The sequence below is a fragment of the Castellaniella sp. genome (assembly GCF_047971665.1).
In the GTDB taxonomy this organism is placed as follows: Bacteria; Pseudomonadota; Gammaproteobacteria; order Burkholderiales; family Burkholderiaceae_B; genus Castellaniella.
The window spans coordinates 1-17,756 of record NZ_JBKEAA010000028.1 but is presented as its reverse complement, the minus strand read 5'-3'; the positions used below and the strand labels follow the sequence as shown (position 1 = coordinate 17,756).

Below are 17,756 nucleotides of genomic sequence, written 5' to 3'. Positions count from 1 at the left end.
AAATGGCAGATTACCCGTTTTTCAATCCGTGCGTCACGCCACGCGACCGATACAGGATACATCCATGGAAGCCGAACACCAGAACCAGATCATTGCCCGCATCGACGACTACGCCGAGCGCCAGGGTCTGTTGCGGAGGTATCTTTGACTACGATGCCAAGGCCGAACGCCTGCTCGTCGTCAACGCCGAACTGGAAAACCCGGACGTCTGGAACGATCCGCCGCACGCCCAGGACCTGGGCCGCGAAAAAAAATCCCTGGAAACCGTCGTCGGCACGCTGACCGAACTGGAGCGCGGCCTGAACGACGCCCGCGACCTGTTCGAGCTGGCCAGCGCCGATGACGATGACGCCACCCTGCGCGCCATCGAACAGGATTGCGCCGCGCTGGGCGAACGCCTGGAGGCCCTCGAATTCCGCCGCATGTTCGCCAACCCGGCCGACCCGCTGAACTGCTTCGTCGACATCCAGGCCGGCGCGGGCGGCACCGAGGCCCAGGACTGGGCATCCATGCTGTTGCGCCAGTACCTGCACTACGGTGAGCGCAAGGATTTCAAGGCCGAGGTCCTGGAAGAATCCGAGGGCGAAGTCGCCGGCATCAAGTCGGCCACCATCAAGTTCGAGGGCGAATACGCCTACGGCCTGCTGCGCACCGAGACCGGCGTGCACCGGCTGGTGCGCAAGAGCCCCTTCGATTCCTCCAATGGCCGGCACACGTCCTTTGCCAGCGTCTTCGTCTATCCGGAAATCGACGATTCCTTCGAGATCGACATCAATCCGGCGGACCTGCGCATCGACACCTACCGCGCCAGCGGCGCCGGCGGACAGCACATCAACAAGACCGACTCGGCCGTGCGCATCACGCACCAGCCCACCGGCATCGTCGTGCAATGCCAGAACGACCGTTCCCAGCACCGCAACCGCGCCGAAGCCATGCAGATGCTGAAATCTCGCCTGTACGAACTGGAGATGCGCAAGCGCATGGCGGAGCAGCAAAAACTGGAAGACGCCAAGAGCGATGTCGGCTGGGGACACCAGATCCGCTCCTATGTGCTGGACCAGAGCCGCATCAAGGACCTGCGCACCGGCGTGGAGATTTCCAATACCCAGAAAGTCCTGGACGGCGACCTGGACCCCTTCATCACGGCCAGCCTCAAGCAGGGCGTATAGCGCCTGTTCGCCCCCGGCAGGCGGCCCGCTGCGGGCCGCCTGCCCATCAGACCGCCCTCGCCCCTCACCACTGATTGCACGACATGACTTCGCAGACCGACCTCCAAACCCCCGACGAGAACCGCCTGATCGCCGAGCGGCGCGCCAAGCTGGACGCGCTGCGCCAGGCCGGCCCCGCCTTTCCCAATGATTTCCGGCCCGATACGCATGCCGCCGAGGTGCACCGGGATTGCGGAGCGCTGGACGAGGAGGCCCTGCAAACCCTGGGACGGCATGCCCGCATTGCGGGGCGCATGATGCTCAAGCGCATCATGGGCAAGGCCAGTTTCGCCACCCTGCAGGACGCCACCGGCCGGCTGCAGCTGTACCTGGACCGCGGCGTCCTGGGCGACGAAGCCTATGCCGCCTTCAAGTCCTGGGACATCGGCGACATCATCGGCGCCGAAGGCGAGGTGTTCAAGACGCGCAAGGGCGAGCTGTCGCTGCGTGTGCAGTCCCTGCGCCTGCTGTCCAAGTCCTTGCGCCCCCTGCCCGACAAATTTCATGGGGTGGCCGACCAAGAACTGCGCTACCGCCAGCGGTACGTCGACCTGATCATGACCGAGGGCACGCGCGAGACCTTTCTGGCGCGCAGCCGCATCGTCACCGCGATCCGCCAGGTCATGGCGGAAGCCGGCTTCCTCGAAGTCGAGACGCCGATGCTGCACCCCATCCCCGGCGGCGCGGCGGCCAAGCCGTTCATCACGCACCACAATGCGCTGGACATGGACATGTACCTGCGCATCGCGCCGGAACTGTATCTCAAGCGCCTGATCGTCGGCGGTTTCGAGCGGGTTTTCGAGATCAACCGCAATTTCCGCAATGAGGGCGTCAGCCCGCGCCACAACCCGGAATTCACGATGATGGAATTCTATGCGGCGTACACGGACTATCGCTGGCTGATGGACTACACCGAAACCCTGATCCGCGAGACAGCCCGGCGCGCCTGCGGCACCGCCAGCCTGGTCTACCAGGGCCAGGCCCTGGACCTGGAACGCGCCTTCGACCGGCTGACCATCGCCGAGACCATCCTCAAGCACACCCCCGGCTACGCCGCCACGCAACTCGAGGACGAGGCCTGGCTGCGAAGCGAGCTGCGCCGCCTGGGCGCGGACATCGACGGCCCGGTCCTGGCCCATGCCGGTCTGGGGGCGTTGCAGCTGGCGCTATTCGAGGAAACCGCCGAGGCCAGGCTCTGGCACCCCACCTTCATCATCGACTACCCGGTCGAAGTCTCCCCGCTGGCGCGAGCCTCCGACACGCAGGCCGGCATCACCGAGCGCTTCGAACTGTTCGCCTGCGGGCGCGAGATCGCCAACGGTTTTTCCGAACTGAACGATCCGGAAGACCAGGCCGCCCGCTTTCAGGCGCAAGTGGCCGCCAAGGACGCCGGCGACGAGGAGGCCATGTACTACGATGCGGATTACGTGCGCGCCCTGGAATACGGCATGCCGCCCACGGGCGGTTGCGGCATCGGCATCGACCGTCTGGTGATGATGCTGACCGACAGCCCCAACATCCGCGACGTGATCCTGTTCCCGCACCTGCGGCGCGAGGACTGATCCGCGCCGTTCCAATAGCGAACGGCCGCGCGCGCGAGGCGTTCAGCCCATGACAAGCGGCCACGCGGGGAGATTCCTCAGCCCCGCGTGGCCGCAGAAAAAAGCCGCGCCTCAGATGGAGAACGACTCCCCGCAGCCGCAGGCTGCCTTTTCGTTGGGATTATTGAAGCGGAAGCCCTCGTTCAGGCCCTCCCGGGCGTAGTCCAGTTCCGTGCCCTGCAAATAGGGCAGGCTGTCGGGCGCCACGTACACGCGCGCGCCGAACTGCTCGAAAACCAGGTCCTCCGCGCCGGGATCATCGACATATTCCAGATGGTAGGACATGCCCGAGCACCCCGAGGGCTTGACCCCCAGGCGCAGGCCCAGACCCTTGCCGCGTTTGTCCAGATGGCGCCGGATGTGCTCGGCGGCCTGTTGTGTCAGCGTGATTCCCATGATGTGCCTCAGGAATGATGTTTGTCGGTGTAGTCGTTCACGGCGGCCCGGATGGCATCCTGGGCCAGCAGCGCGCAATGCAGCTTGTCGGTTGGCAGGCCCAGCGCCTGGACGATGTCCTGGCTGCCGATGGCCAGCGCCTGATTCAGATCCCGCCCCCGCAGCCATTCGGTTGCCAGCGATCCCGCCGCGATGGCCTCGCCGCAGCCGAATGCGCGAAAGCAGGCGGATTCTATGGTAACGCCATCCAGCCGGATCTGCAGTTTCAGGATCTGACCGAGTTCCGGCGATCCGACCAGCGCCGTCCCCACGCAAGGGTCTTCGGTATCGAAAGAGCCGACATTGCGCGGATGCAGGTAATGCTCGAGGACCTGAGGCCCATAAGACGGCCCGGCCATCAGCACTGCTCCGCCCAGACGCCCAGGGTCCCCTGCTGGCGCATCTCCCAGAGCGGGGACAGTTCGCGCAAGCGCGCGATCTGGACCCGCAGCAATTGCACGGCCCGGTCCACCTCGTCCTGGGTGCTGTAACGCCCCAGGGTCAGGCGCAACGAGCTGTGCGCCAGCGTATCGCTGCGTCCCAGCGCCCGCAACACATGCGACGGCTCCAGGCTGGCCGAGGTGCAGGCCGATCCCGAGGACAGGGCCAGCTCGGGCACGGACATCAGCAGCGCCTCGCCCTCGACATGCGCCACGCTGATGTTCAGCGTATTGGCCACACGCTGGTCCGTATCGCCGTTGAGGCAGACGTCCGGCAGGTCGCGCAGGCCGTCCCACAACCGGTCTCGCAAGGCGCGGATCCGGGGAATCTCGGTCTCCATCAGCTCGCCGGCCAGGGCAAAGGCTGCCCCCATGCCGACGATCTGGTGAGTGGGCAACGTGCCCGAACGCAGACCACGTTCATGTCCTCCCCCGTGGATCTGCGCGTCCAGGCGCGCGCGCGGCTTGCGCCGTACGTACAGTGCTCCGATCCCCTTGGGGCCGTAGGTCTTGTGCGCCGACAGGGACATCAGGTCCACATCCAGCGCACCCACATCGATCGGCAGTTTGCCTGTCGCCTGGGCTGCATCCGTATGAAACAGGATATTGCGCGCACGGCACAGCGCCGCCAGCGCGGCGATGTCCTGGATGACACCGATCTCGTTGTTGACCAGCATCACCGACACCAGAATCGTGTCGGCGCGCAGGACGGCGGCCAGCGCATCCGTGCCGACCAGGCCTTGGGCATCCACCGCCAGCCGGGTCACCTCGAAGCCCTGGCGTTCGAGTTCCAGACAGGGATCCAGCACCGCCTTGTGCTCGGTGCGGACCGTGACGATGTGCTTGCCCCGGCCGGCATGAAAATGCGCGGCGCCCTTGATTGCCAGATTATCGGACTCGGTGGCGCCGGAGGTCCAGACGATTTCGTTCGAGTCGGCATGAATCAGGGCCGCGACCTGCCGCCGGGCCTGTTCGACGGCCTCCTCCGCATCCCAGCCCCAGGCATGGCTGTTGGAGGCGGGATTGCCGAAACGCTCGGTCAGCCAGGGCAGCATGGCCTGGAGAACCCGCTCATCGACGGGGGTGGTGGAGGAATAGTCCAGATAGATCGGGAGCGGGCCCTGTGACATTGAAACTCCGGAAAATCAGGCCGATAGAGACTCCTGGACGGGGGTGTCGGCCGACACCTGCGTAATCGGGATCGTCGCGCGGCCATTGCGCATATGGCCGGATTCCTGCCATTCGCGCAGCCGCTGCTGATCGACCAGGTCCTGCAAGGAAACCGAGTCCAGATATTCCAGCATTTTACGACTCAAAGTCGCCCACAGGTCATGCGTCATGCATTTGCCGCTCTGGCCGTTGCGGCCGATGTTGCAGTCTTCCTTGCCCCCGCAACTGGTCGCGTCCAGCGGTTCGTCCACCGCAAAGATGATATCGGCGACCGAAATGTCGCGTACCTGGCGGGCCAGGGTATAACCGCCTCCCGGGCCGCGCACGCTGTCGACCAGCTCATGCCGGCGCAGTTTGCCGAACAGCTGTTCCAGATAGGACAGTGAAATATTCTGGCGCGAACTGATCGCCGCCAGCGTGACCGGGCCACTGTGATGGCGCAAGGCCAGATCGATCATTGCCGTCACGGCGAAACGTCCCTTGGTCGTCAAACGCATGATGAAGTCCTCTGTGGGTGCGGAGAATTTCCGGGCAGAATGGATACCCGAGTATTTAAGTCAAGTATACGCTTCCAGCCGGACCAAATCGCTGGTGGCCCCCTCTATGCACTGATAAAACTTGATGGTTGTCAATTCCGACAGGACAACAAGGGTATTGGTCTCGCGTGCGCAAAAAAACCAGGGGCGCCCGCATGGCAGGCGCCCCTGGTTCGGAGAAAGAAAAGGATCAGGCAGCCTGATACTGCAGCGCGCGCTTGCGCACCAGCTCGAGCACTCCCTGGCAGGAGTCCTCGATGTAGTCCAGCACCTTATTGAAGCCCTCGGGACCGCCGTAATAGGGATCCGGCACGGTGGCCTCCTCGAACTCGTTCGAGAAGCGCATCAGCAGCATGAGCTTGTGCTGATAGACCTTGGGGCACTGCTGCTGCAGCGCGGACAGGTTTTCCCAGTCCATGGCCAGGATCAGATCGGCATCGCGGAAGTCATCGGCGCGGATCTTGCGGGCCACGAGCGCCGAAAGATCGTAACCGCGCTTGTGCGCTGCGGCCTGCGCACGCGCATCCGGGGCCTCGCCCACATGGAAGTGGTGGGTCGCGGCGGAGTCGACCCCGATCGAGTCGGACAAGCCGGCTTCGTCGACGAGATGCTGGAAAACGCCCTGAGCGGTGGGGGAACGGCAGATGTTGCCCGTACAGACAAAAAGGACCTTATGCATGATGAATGAAAGTGTGCGGGAAAACCCGGAAATTGGCAAGTATTTTCTGAGGAAAATCCCAAAAAAACCTGAGGTGTGAAACACCCCTCCGGTCAGACCGGCGCCCGGGCGCCCCGCCCCTGCCGCGCTTCGAATCCAGGCGATCCGCCCGGCCTGCCGCGAGGCCCAGCCAGGCGGCCTGCCCGGCCCGCCCCAAGGGACGGGCAGGCCACGCCGGATCATTCCATGAGAACCCGTGCCTTCAGCGCGCGCAAGGCATCGCGCACCGAGGCCGCCTGTTCGAATTCCAGGTTGCGGGCATGCTCGTTCATGCGCTGCTCCAGGCGGCGGATTTCCCGCGCCAGGGATTTCTCGTCGCGCAGGGCGGCCTCGTCGTACTCGGCACGGCCCGATGCCGATGCCGCCGAGACGGCCACACCGTCGATCAGGTCACGCACGGCCTTGCTGACCCCCCGCGCCGTGATGCCATGCTCGGCATTGAATGCCTGCTGTCTTTCCCGACGGCGGGCCGTCTCGTCCATGGCCCGGCGCATGGAGTCGGTCACCTGATCGGCATACAGGATGGCGCGACCGTTCAGATTGCGCGCCGCCCTGCCGATCGTCTGGATCAGGCTGCGTTCCGAGCGCAGGAAGCCCTCCTTGTCGGCATCCAGGATCGCCACCAGGGAGACTTCAGGGATATCCAGGCCCTCGCGCAGCAGATTGATCCCGACCAGGACGTCGAACGTCCCCAACCGCAGATCGCGAATGATCTCGACCCGCTCGACCGTGTCGATGTCCGAATGCAGATAGCGGACCTTGAGGCCGTTTTCGGCCAGGTACTCGGTCAGATCCTCGGCCATGCGCTTGGTCAGCGTGGTGACCAGCACACGCTCCTGGCGCGCAATCCGCAGCTTGGCCTCTCCCAACAGGTCATCGACCTGGGTGACGGCCGGCCGCAGTTCGACTTCGGGGTCCACCAGGCCGGTCGGGCGCACGACCTGCTCGACGACCTGATCGGCATGCTGGGCCTCGTAGGGTCCCGGCGTGGCCGAGACGAAAACGCATTGCGGCATGCGCGCCTCGAACTCCTCGAGCCGCAGGGGACGATTGTCCAGCGCCGAGGGCAGACGAAAGCCGAATTGCACCAGGGTTTCCTTGCGGGAGCGATCGCCCCGATACATGCCGCCCAGCTGGCCGATCGTGACATGGCTCTCGTCGATGAACATCAGTGCGTTGGCGGGCAGGTAGTCGATCAAGGTCGGCGGCGGCTCGCCCGGCAGCGCGCCCGACAAGTGCCGGGAATAGTTCTCGATCCCCTTGCAGAACCCCAGTTCCTGGAGCATTTCCAGATCGAAGCGGGTGCGTTGTTCCAGCCGCTGGGCCTCGACCAGCCGGCCCGCATCGGTCAGCTCGGCCAGCCGCTCGCGCAGTTCCTCCTTGATGGTTTCGATGGCGCGCAGCACGGTCTCGCGTGGCGTCACATAGTGGGAACTGGGGAAAATCGTGAACCGCACCAGACTCTGGACCGGCTTGCCCGTCAGGGGATCGAACAGCTCCAGGGACTCGATCTCGTCATCGAACAGCGTGATGCGCAGCGCGTGCTCGGCATGCTCGGCCGGAAAGACATCGATGATCTCGCCGCGTGCGCGGAACGTGCCCCGGGAGAATTCCATGTCGTTGCGCTCGTACTGCATGGACACCAGCCGCGCCAGAACCTCCTGGCGGCCGACCCGATCGCCCTTGCGCAAGGTCAGCACCATCGCATGGTAGTCGCCCGGATTGCCGATCCCGTAGATGCAGGAGACCGTGCCCACGATGATGGTGTCGGCGCGTTCCAGCAGGCTCTTGGTGGCCGACAGACGCATCTGTTCGATGTGCTCGTTGATGGACGAGTCCTTTTCGATGAACAGGTCGCGCGACGGCACATAGGCCTCGGGCTGGTAGTAGTCGTAGTAGGAGACGAAGTATTCCACCGCGTTGCGGGGGAAAAACTCGCGCATCTCGGCATAGAGCTGGGCCGCCAGGGTCTTGTTGGGTGCCAGCACGATGGCCGGCCGGCCGGTGCGGGCAATCAGATTGGCCATCGTGTAGGTCTTGCCGGAACCGGTCACGCCCAGCAGGGTCTGGCACATGAGCCCGTCGCCCACCCCCGCTTCCAGCCCGTCGATCGCGGCGGGCTGATCCCCGGCCGGCGGATAGGGCTGAAAGAGCTGGAAAGGGCTGTCCGGATACTGGACGAACCCCGGCCCGTCCTCGGAAACAACCGGGACGGCGGATGCGGAATCGGCCGGAGAACCGACCGTGGATCTGGCCTGGCGGAGCATGACGCTTAACTGGACACTGTTCGGGTAAACCCCTTATTATCACACTGTTGGCCCCCGTGACCAAGACTCCTCTCTCTCGTCCTCCCGGTAACCATGTCCTCCATCTTCGCATCCGTCGAACTCGCCCCGCGCGACCCCATCCTGGGCCTGAACGAACAATTCAAGGCCGATACCCGGCCCACCAAGGTCAATCTCGGTGTCGGCGTCTACTATGACGACGCAGGCCGGATTCCCCTGCTCAAGGCCGTCCGCCAGGCCGAGACCCGTCTGTTCGAACAGGCCGAGCCTCGCAATTACCTGCCCATCGACGGCATCCCCGGCTACAACACCGGCGCGTGCGCCCTGCTGCTGGGTGCCGACTCGCCGCTCATCGCCGAGCACCGCTCGCTGACGGTTCAGACCCTGGGCGGCACCGGCGCCCTGAAAGTCGGCGCCGATTTCCTCAAGCGGGTCCTGCCCGATGCCCAGGTCGCCATCAGCAACCCCAGCTGGGCCAATCACCAGGCCCTGTTCACCGACGCCGGCTTCCGGGTCGTCAGCTACGACTACTATGACGCCGCCACGCACGGCCTGAATTTCGAAGGCATGCTGGCCTCGCTGCGCACCCTGCCCGCGGGCACCATCGTGGTGCTGCACGCCTGCTGCCACAATCCGACTGGTGTCGATCCCAGCCCGGAACAATGGCGGGAAATCGCCCGCACGCTGCAGGCCGGCCAGCTGGTGCCCTTCCTGGACATCGCCTACCAGGGCTTTGGCTCGGGCACCGAAGAAGACGCCTTCGTGGTGCGCCTGTTCGCAGAACTGGGCATGACCATGTTTATCAGCTCCTCGTTCTCCAAGTCCTTTTCGCTGTACGGCGAGCGCGTCGGCGCCCTGACGCTGGTGACCAGCGACGACGAGGAAGGCACACGGGTGCTCAGCCAGCTCAAGCGCCTCATCCGCACCAACTACTCCAACCCGCCCACCCATGGCGGCGCGCTGGTCTCGACCGTGCTGAACACGCCTGAACTGTACGTGCAATGGATCGACGAGCTGGCCGGCATGCGCGACCGTATCCGCGCCATGCGCCATCAACTGGTCGAAAAGATCCAGGCGCAGGGCGTGGATCAGGACTTCAGCTTCGTCAAGACCCAGCGCGGCATGTTCTCGTACTCCGGTCTGACCAAGGCCCAGGTGGATCGCCTGCGCGAGGATTTCGGCATCTACGCCGTCGGCAGTGGCCGCATCTGCGTGGCCGCGATCAACAGCGGCAACATCGATTACGTCGCCCAGTCCATCGCCCGCGTCATTTGAGCGCATCGGGCCCGAGGACCGTCTCCACTGGCGGCGCCCGGGCCAACGAATCAGGGCCGACGAATCAGGGCCGACGAATCCGGGTCAAAGGCAGACCTCGAGGCGCGGCATGCGAGGCGCGGCATGCTTGCGCCAGTGGCAACCCTCTGTCACAATGAAGACTGTGTTTTCATCCAGTGACACGACATGGCACTGAAACTTACCGTCCGGCAGTCCCAGATCCTGGATCTCATCGGTCAAGCCATCCGGCAGACGGGGCGCCCTCCAACCCGCGCCGAGATTGCCCGTGAACTGGGCTTTCGTTCCGCCAACGCGGCCGAAGACCATCTGCGCGCGCTCGAACGCAAAGGTTACATCCGCCTGTCGGCGGCCACCTCGCGCGGCATCCAGCTCATTCACCCGGATCAGCCCCCCGTCAACGGCGCCACACCGACCCAGACACCCGCCAGGCCGGATCGATCCGCGACATCCCCCCAGGCCGGTTTCGCTCCGGCCCTCGCGCCCGGCCCGCTTCCCGGGGCGCCCCTCTGGATCGCCCCCTCCGACAGCCATCTGGTGCCGCTGGTGGGCCGTGTCGCCGCCGGCAGCCCCGTGCTGGCCGCCGAGCATGTCGAACGCGAGATTCCCCTGGCGCCGCATCTGTTCGAGGCCGCGCCCGACTACCTGCTGCGCGTGCGCGGCAGCAGCATGCGCGATGCCGGCATCCTGGATGGCGACCTGCTGGCCGTGCGCAGCACGCCCCTCGCCCGCCATGGCCAGATCGTGGTTGCCCGGCTGGGCGACGACGTCACCGTCAAACGCCTGGATCATCAGGGCCAGACGATCCGCCTGCTGCCCGAGAATCCCGACTTCAGACCGATCATCGTGGGGCCGGGCGACGACTTTGCCATCGAGGGCATTGCCGTCGGCCTGATCCGCACCGGCGCGCTGCACTGAACTCGCGGCACCTCCCGCCGCCCTGACCGGCCGCTCTCGCGCGCGCCTGAATGTTCCTCCCAAAAAACAGGGGCTTCCTGAACAGGAAACCCCTGGGGCCGCACGGACAGCGGCGGGCCGGCAAAACCCCTGTATCAGTGCTTGAGCACCCCGCCGCTGCCGGTCTCAGTCGGCTTGCTGGCGGCCACTGCCTCGCCCGCCAGACGGGCGACTTCTTCGTCCGACAGCGGGACCGGCATGTGCTGCAAGGCGACTTCCAGCACCCGGTCGATCCAGCGCACCGGAATGATTTCCAGGTGGTTTTTCACGTTGTCCGGAATTTCCGCCAGATCCTTGACGTTTTCCTCGGGAATCATCACAGTCTTGATCCCGCCGCGATGCGCGGCCAGCAGTTTTTCCTTGAGGCCGCCGATTTCCAGTACCTCGCCGCGCAGAGTGATCTCGCCCGTCATGGCCACATCGGCGCGCACCGGAATGCCGGTCAGCGCGGACACCATGGCCGTGGTGATGGCGGCCCCCGCAGAGGGACCATCCTTGGGGGTGGCGCCTTCCGGGAAATGCACGTGCAGGTCACGCTTCTCGAAGGCCTGATCGGCAATACCCCACTGGCGGGCGCGGGCGCGCACCACCGTGCGGGCGGCTTCGACCGATTCCTTCATCACGTCGCCCAATGAACCCGTGCGCTGAACCACGCCCTTGCCCGGCATGTCGGCCGCCTCGATGGTCAGCAGATCGCCGCCGACCTCCGTCCAGGCCAGCCCCGTCACCTGACCGACCTTGTCTTCCTTTTCGGCCATGCCGAAATTGTAGCGGCGCACCCCCAGGAAATCATTCAGATTGGCGGCGGAGACCACGATCGACGCCTGGTCGTTGGTTTTCTTGCCTTTTTCGGGCGGGTTGCTCAGCAAGCGCTTGACGGTCTTGCGGCAGATCTTGGAGATCTCGCGTTCCAGCGCCCGCACCCCGGCCTCGCGCGTGTAATAACGCACGATGTCGCGGACTGCGTCCTCGGAAATGCTCAGTTCGCCGTCCTGGACGCCGTTGTTCTTCATCAGCTTGGGCAGCAGGTGATCGAAGGCGATATGGACCTTTTCGTCTTCGGTGTAGCCCGACAGACGGATGACCTCCATCCGGTCCAGCAGCGCCGGCGGAATGTTCAGCGTGTTGCTGGTCGCCACGAACATGACGTCCGACAGATCGAAATCGACCTCGATGTAGTGATCCTGAAAGGTATGGTTCTGTTCGGGATCGAGCACTTCCAGCAGCGCCGAGGACGGATCACCGCGAAAATCGGCGCCCAGCTTGTCGAGCTCATCAAGCAGGAACAGCGGATTGCGCACGCCGACCTTGGCCATGTTCTGCAGGATCTTGCCCGGCATGGAACCGATGTAGGTGCGCCGATGGCCCCGGATCTCGGCCTCGTCATGCACGCCGCCCAGCGCCATGCGCACGAACTTGCGATTGGTCGCGCGCGCCACGGACTGGCCCAGCGACGTCTTGCCCACGCCCGGAGGGCCGACCAGGCACAGGATCGGCGCCTTGAGCTTGTCCACGCGCTGCTGCACCGCCAGGTATTCGACGATGCGCTCCTTGACCTTTTCAAGACCGTAGTGGTCCGCGTCGAGCACTTCCTCGGCGTTCTGCAATGCATTGTTGACGCGGCTTTTCTTGCGCCAGGGCAGGCTCAGCAGCGTGTCGATGTAGTTGCGCACCACGGTGGCTTCGGCCGACATGGGCGACATCAGCTTGAGCTTTTTCAACTCGGCGTCGGCCTTTTTGCGGGCCTCCTTGGGCAGGTGCGCGGCCGCGATCCGGCGCTCGAGCTCTTCGATGTCGGCACCTTCCTCGCCCTCGCCCAGCTCCTTCTGGATGGCCTTGACCTGTTCGTTCAGGTAGTAGTCCCGCTGGCTCTTCTCCATCTGTTTCTTGACGCGGCCGCGGATGCGCTTCTCGACCTGCAGGATCTCGATTTCCGATTCCAGCTGGGCCAGCAACGCCTCCAGGCGGCGCGCCGCGCCGGACATGTCGAGCAGGGATTGTTTTTGCTCGATCTTCAGGGGCAGGTGCGCGGCGATGGTGTCGGCCAGACGACCGGCATCCTCGATCCCGGACAGCGAGGTCAGGATTTCCTGCGGGATTTTCTTGTTCAGTTTGACGTACTGTTCGAACTGGGCCATGACCGCGCGGCGCAACGCCTCGGCTTCGGCCTGATCTGACTTGTCCTCGTCAATGCCGGAAACCTGCGCCGAAAAATGCGATTCGGCGTCGGTGACCTCATGGATGCGGGCGCGCTGCAGACCTTCGACCAGGACCTTGACGGTGCCGTCGGGCAATTTCAGCATCTGCAGGATATTGGCCGCGCAACCGATCTCGTACAGATCGTCGGGCGTGGGTTCGTCCTTGCCGGCGGATTTCTGGGCGACCAGCATGACACTGCTGCCCGCCTCCATGGCGAGCTCAAGCGCCTTGATGGAGCGCGGCCGCCCGACGAACAGAGGGATGACCATATGGGGAAAGACCACGACGTCGCGCAACGGCAGCAGGGGCAGTTCCACAGGTTCCCGGGACAGAATCTGGCTAGCAGACATGGTTGATTCCTCAAGCTATTGAATCTGAGAAAAAGGAAGCGCAGGCTTCCTTTTTCGTGTAGTGCCTGCTGATGAATATGGTGCCGGACGGAGACTTTTCAAGAGCCGGGTCACCTCGCCAGTATACGGGAACCCCGCGCGTCGCCAACCCGGCATTTCCCATCCGCCAGGAGGGGCAATGCCCCCGAGGCGGCGTCAGGCGGCGGCGGAACGCAGGGGCTTTTCTTCCGTCTGGCGCTCGGGCCGGGGCCCCTCGACCAGCGTCGGCGCGCTCTGCCCCTCGACCGCGTCCTTTTCCAGGACGACGCGGTTGATATCCAGGCGCGAGGGCAGTTCGTACATCGTGCTCAGCAGCGCCTGCTCGACGATGGAGCGCAGCCCCCGGGCGCCCGTGCGGCGCTTGAGCGCCCGGCGGGCGATCGCCGCCAGCGCCTCGGGGGTCACGTCCAGTTCGACGTCTTCCATCTCGAACAGCTTCTGGAACTGTTTGACCACGGCATTGCGCGGCTCGGTGAGGATGCGCACCAGCGTGTCCTCGGTCAGTTCCTCGAGCGTGGCGACCACCGGCAGCCGGCCGACGAGTTCCGGGATCAGGCCGAACTTGATCAGATCCTCGGGCTCGACATCGGCGAACAGCTCGCCCACGCCGCGCTCGGAACGCGCCCGCACGGTCGCGGAAAACCCGATGCCGGAGCGCTCGCTGCGGTCGCGAATGATCTTTTCGAGACCATCGAAGGCACCGCCCACGATGAACAGGATATTGGTGGTGTCGACCTGGACGAAATCCTGGTTCGGATGCTTGCGCCCGCCCTGCGGCGGCACCGAGGCGACGGTGCCCTCGATGAGCTTGAGCAGCGCCTGCTGCACGCCCTCGCCCGAAACATCCCGGGTGATGGACGGATTGTCGGACTTGCGCGCGATCTTGTCGATTTCATCGATGTAGACGATGGCGCGCTGGGCCTTTTCGACCTCGTAGTTGCAGTTCTGCAGCAGCTTCTGGATGATGTTCTCGACGTCCTCGCCGACATAGCCGGCTTCGGTCAGCGTGGTGGCATCGGCCATCACGAAGGGCACATCCAGCATGCGCGCCAGGGTCTGGGCCAGCAGCGTCTTGCCCGAACCCGTCGGGCCGATCAGCAGAATGTTGCTCTTGGACAGTTCGACATCGCCGTCCTTGACGTCCTGATAGCGGATGCGCTTGTAGTGGTTGTAGACCGCCACCGCCAGATTGCGCTTGGGTGCCTCCTGGCCAATGACATAACCATCGAGGAAGGTCTTGATTTCCTGCGGCGTGGGCAATTCCTTGCGCACCGCAGTCCGCGCCGCATCCTGGGACTCTTCGCGGATGATGTCGTTGCACAGGCCGATGCACTCATCGCAGATGAAGACGGAAGGCCCTGCGATCAGCTTGTGGACTTCATGCTGACTTTTGTTGCAGAAGGAACAATGCAGCGTCTTGTTGTCGCTGGAACCTTTTTTTTCGGTCATGGCTATCCAATCACTTGGCTTCGTCGGTGCGCGAAACCAATACCTTGTCGATCAATCCGTATTCCCGCGCGTCGTCCGCGGACATGAAGTTGTCACGCTCGGTGTCCACGGCGATGCGCGCGATGTCCTGGCCCGTGCGTTCGGCCAGGATGCCGTTCAGGCGTTCGCGCAGGCTGAGGATTTCCTTGGCCTGGATCTGGATGTCCGAGGCCTGGCCCTGCGCGCCGCCCGAGGGCTGGTGAATCATGATGCGCGAGTTGGGCAGCGCGTAGCGCTTGCCCCTGGCTCCCGCAGCCAGCAGGAACGCCCCCATGCTGGCCGCCAGACCGGTGCACAGCGTGGAGACCTCGGGCTTGACGAACTGCATGGTGTCAAAAATGGCCATGCCGGCGTAAACCGAGCCGCCGGGGGAATTGATGTACAGCGAGATGTCCTTGTCGGGGTTTTCCGATTCCAGGAACAGCAGCTGCGCCACGACCAGATTGGCCGACTGGTCGTTGACGGGACCGACGAAAAAGATCACCCGTTCGCGCAGCAGGCGCGAATAGATGTCGTAGGATCGTTCCCCGCGGCCGGACTGTTCGATCACGATGGGCACATAGCCCAGTCCGGTGGGGACGACCGAGTCCCCACCGTACATCGATGCGTAGAAATCGGCAAACCTGGACATGTCAGCGCGTACCCATCAAAGTGTCGAAATCGACGGATTCGTCGGTCACCTGCGCGGAGGCCAGGACATGATCGACGAGGTTGTCTTCCAGAACCAGCGACTCGATCTCGGCACGGCGCTCGCGATCGGACAGATAGTAGGCCACGACCTGGGCGGGCTGCTCGTAGTTCTTGGCGAAATCCTCGATGCGGGCGCGAACCTGCTCCGGCTTGGCCTTGAGGTCGGCGGACTGAATGAATTCGCCCACCAGCAGCCCCAGCCGCACGCGGCGCTCGGCCTCCGCACGGAAGGTGTCCTCGGGGATGGGAATGCTGTCGGCGTTGGGCAGACCGCGCTGTTTCAGTTCCTCGCGCGCGGCGGCCGTGCGATTGGCGATTTCGTTGTCGACCAGGGCCTTGGGCAGATCGAAGTCGCAGGAAGCCGCCAGGGCGTCCATGACGCTGGCCTTGGTGCGGTTCTTGGCGCGGGCCAGGGCCTCGCGTTCGACATTGGTGCGCACATCGGCCAGCAGCGCCTCGACGTTGCCTTCGGCCTGGCCCAGCGCACGGGCGAAATCGGCATCGAGCTCGGGCAGTTCGGGCTCGGCGACCTCTTTGACAGTGATGGTGAACTCGGCCTGTCTGCCGGCCACGGCGGGGCTGCCGTAGTCCTCGGGGAACGCCAGCGGGAAGACCTTGGTCTCACCGGCCTTCAGGCCGGTGGCTGCGGCTTCGAATTCGGGCAACATACGGCCCTGGCCCAGCACAAAGGGGAAATCCTGAGCGGTGCCGCCCTCGAAGGCGACGCCATCGATGGTGCCCACGAAATCCAGGGTGACACGGTCGCCGCTCTGGGCGGCGCGATCTGCGGCCGGCTTGAAGATCGTACGCTGACGCCGCAGGATATCGATGGTCTGCTGGACCTGGGCATCACCCACCTCGACGGTGTTGCGGGTGACTTTCAGGGACGACAGGTCCGGCAGCTGGATCTCGGGATAGACCTCGAACGTGGCGGAAAACGCCATCACGCCATCCTCGACGCCTTCGACCTTGGGTTCCAGGCTGGGGGAGCCGGCCACGCGCAGCTTGGCCTCCTCGATCACCTTGTCCAGGGATTTGCCGATCTGGGCGTTGATGACGTCATAGCGAACCGACGGGCCATGGCTGCGTTCGATGACCGACAGGGGCGCCTTGCCGGGCCGGAAGCCCTGTACCTTTGCGGTCCTGGCGACGCGCTTGAGTTGCGTCTGGACTTCCTTTTCGATGTCGGCGACCGAGACGGTCAGATCAACACGGCGCTCCAGGCCGGACAATTTTTCAACCACGGGCTGCATTCGGAACCTATTGAATAATGGATGGTAAACGGGCTATTTTAGCGGAAAGTACGACACCTCGTAGGCACCCAGGGCCGCATGCCGACTCACGTTATAATGCGCAGCTTGCTTGGCGAACGTGGCGGAATTGGTAGACGCACCAGATTTAGGTTCTGGCGCCGAAAGGCATGAGAGTTCAAGTCTCTCCGTTCGCACCACGGCCCTGAAAGCTGCTGCGCGAATCGATTCAAGGTCCCGCGAGAGTGTCCGGAATTTTGTGGGCGAGGCATAACATGAGAGGAAACGACCATGGATATGCCCGTGAAACACAAGAAACCATCGATTGCGGCCCAGGCGGCCGCCCGCACAGCCCGGTTCCCGAAGCTGCCTGAACACCTCTTGGACGGCCTGGTCGAAGGCCCGATGTCGGCCATGGAGGTCGAGGACTTGATTGATGCCTTCGGCAAGGCGGTCATCGAGCGGGCCATGGCTGGCGAGATGAACGCCCACCTGGGCTACCGGGCCGGCGAAGACAAGCCCGCCCAACAGGCCGATGAGCGCAACGGCGTGAGCGCCAAAACGCTGTTGACCAGACACGGCTCGATGCGTGTGCACTTGCCCCGCGACCGGGACGGTACCTTCGAGCCGGTCTTGATTCCCAAGCATGAGCGCCATTTCGCCGGGTTCGATGAGCGCATCATCGCCCTGTACGCCCGAGGCATGAGCGTGCGCGAGATCCAGGCATTCCTGGCTGAGACCTATGGCACGGATGTCTCGCCCGAACTTATCAGCGAGGTCACCGACGAGGTCATGGCCGAGACGGTGGCCTGGCAGAACCGACCCCTGGAGCGCATGTACCCGGTGGTGTTCTTCGATGCCCTGCGCGTGAAGATCCGCACCGACGGGCTGGTGGTCAACAAGGCGGTCTACCTGGCCCTGGGGATCGACGCTGATGGGGAGCGTGACGTGCTGGGGCTGTGGATCGAGCAAACCGAGGGGGCCAAGTTTTGGATGAAGGTCTTCAATGAGCTCAAGAACCGGGGCTGCCAGGACATCCTGATTGCCGTGGTCGATGGCTTGAAGGGCCTGCCCGATGCCATCAACGCGGTCTTCCC

General features: G+C 64.2%; 15 protein-coding genes and 1 tRNA gene. 6 read left to right on the top strand and 10 right to left on the bottom strand.

The features are described 5' to 3' along the window. Positions 1–64 precede the first annotated feature (64 nt). A protein-coding gene (gene prfB / locus ACK5JE_RS11425; RefSeq protein ID WP_416801833.1) for a peptide chain release factor 2 occupies positions 65–1,169 on the top strand; the annotation gives its coding sequence in 2 pieces (ribosomal slippage) (positions 65–145 and positions 147–1,169; 1,104 coding nt in all). A gap of 83 nt (positions 1,170–1,252) precedes the next feature. Further along, positions 1,253–2,770: a lysine--tRNA ligase gene (lysS, locus tag ACK5JE_RS11420; RefSeq protein WP_416801832.1), complete on the top strand. Its 1,518-nt coding sequence runs from the start codon at positions 1,253–1,255 to the stop codon at positions 2,768–2,770. Between the two features lie 111 nt (positions 2,771–2,881). On the opposite strand, the gene iscA is transcribed toward lysS, so the two are convergent. From iscA to uvrB, 6 genes are all read right to left on the bottom strand, one after another. Beyond that, a complete protein-coding gene (gene iscA / locus ACK5JE_RS11415; RefSeq protein WP_416801831.1) occupies positions 2,882–3,205 on the bottom strand; it encodes an iron-sulfur cluster assembly protein IscA in 324 nt (107 codons plus the stop codon). Between the two features lie 8 nt (positions 3,206–3,213). After that, on the bottom strand, positions 3,214–3,603 hold the full coding sequence (locus tag ACK5JE_RS11410; RefSeq protein ID WP_416801830.1) for an iron-sulfur cluster assembly scaffold protein: 390 nt from the start codon (positions 3,601–3,603) through the stop codon (positions 3,214–3,216). Beyond that, complete coding sequence (locus ACK5JE_RS11405) at positions 3,603–4,814, bottom strand: IscS subfamily cysteine desulfurase (protein ID WP_416801829.1); 1,212 nt, start codon at positions 4,812–4,814, stop codon at positions 3,603–3,605. Before ACK5JE_RS11405 ends, ACK5JE_RS11410 begins: the two co-directional genes overlap by 1 nt. Positions 4,815–4,829: 15 nt before the next feature. Next, entirely contained in the window at positions 4,830–5,351 is a 522-nt protein-coding gene (gene iscR, locus ACK5JE_RS11400) for a Fe-S cluster assembly transcriptional regulator IscR (protein WP_416801828.1), read from the bottom strand. Positions 5,352–5,580: 229 nt separating this feature from the next. Then, positions 5,581–6,072, bottom strand: coding sequence for a low molecular weight protein-tyrosine-phosphatase (locus tag ACK5JE_RS11395; protein WP_416801865.1), 492 nt, complete (start codon positions 6,070–6,072; stop codon positions 5,581–5,583). A 215-nt stretch (positions 6,073–6,287) separates the two neighbouring features. Next, positions 6,288–8,375, bottom strand: a complete 2,088-nt coding sequence (uvrB, locus tag ACK5JE_RS11390; protein WP_416801827.1) for an excinuclease ABC subunit UvrB — start codon at positions 8,373–8,375, stop codon at positions 6,288–6,290. A 93-nt stretch (positions 8,376–8,468) separates the two neighbouring features. Here uvrB and ACK5JE_RS11385 point away from each other — a divergent pair, with 93 nt between their 5' ends. Both ACK5JE_RS11385 and lexA read left to right on the top strand, forming a co-directional pair. Then, on the top strand, positions 8,469–9,668 hold the full coding sequence (locus ACK5JE_RS11385) for an aromatic amino acid transaminase (RefSeq protein WP_416801826.1): 1,200 nt from the start codon (positions 8,469–8,471) through the stop codon (positions 9,666–9,668). A 186-nt stretch (positions 9,669–9,854) separates the two neighbouring features. Next, complete coding sequence (gene lexA / locus ACK5JE_RS11380; protein ID WP_416801825.1) at positions 9,855–10,604, top strand: transcriptional repressor LexA; 750 nt, start codon at positions 9,855–9,857, stop codon at positions 10,602–10,604. Between the two features lie 134 nt (positions 10,605–10,738). Here the strand turns inward: lexA and lon are convergent, their stop codons facing one another. The 4 genes from lon to tig all read right to left on the bottom strand — a co-directional run bounded on the left by lon (position 10,739) and on the right by tig (position 16,662). Next, the gene (gene lon / locus ACK5JE_RS11375; protein WP_416801824.1) at positions 10,739–13,192 is read right to left on the bottom strand and encodes an endopeptidase La; all 2,454 of its coding nucleotides are present in this window, start codon (positions 13,190–13,192) and stop codon (positions 10,739–10,741) included. A 195-nt stretch (positions 13,193–13,387) separates the two neighbouring features. Beyond that, positions 13,388–14,680, bottom strand: a complete 1,293-nt coding sequence (gene clpX, locus ACK5JE_RS11370; RefSeq protein WP_416801823.1) for an ATP-dependent Clp protease ATP-binding subunit ClpX — start codon at positions 14,678–14,680, stop codon at positions 13,388–13,390. Positions 14,681–14,690: 10 nt separating this feature from the next. Continuing rightward, complete coding sequence (gene clpP / locus ACK5JE_RS11365; protein WP_416801822.1) at positions 14,691–15,350, bottom strand: ATP-dependent Clp endopeptidase proteolytic subunit ClpP; 660 nt, start codon at positions 15,348–15,350, stop codon at positions 14,691–14,693. A gap of 1 nt (position 15,351) precedes the next feature. Beyond that, the gene (gene tig, locus ACK5JE_RS11360) at positions 15,352–16,662 is read right to left on the bottom strand and encodes a trigger factor (protein ID WP_416801821.1); all 1,311 of its coding nucleotides are present in this window, start codon (positions 16,660–16,662) and stop codon (positions 15,352–15,354) included. Positions 16,663–16,774: 112 nt separating this feature from the next. Here tig and ACK5JE_RS11355 point away from each other — a divergent pair. Both ACK5JE_RS11355 and ACK5JE_RS11350 read left to right on the top strand, forming a co-directional pair. Continuing rightward, positions 16,775–16,859: transfer RNA gene (locus ACK5JE_RS11355), tRNA-Leu, on the top strand. A gap of 97 nt (positions 16,860–16,956) precedes the next feature. Further along, positions 16,957–17,756, top strand: an 800-nt coding sequence (locus ACK5JE_RS11350) for an IS256 family transposase (RefSeq protein WP_416801864.1), incomplete at its 3' end; no start/stop codon positions are given.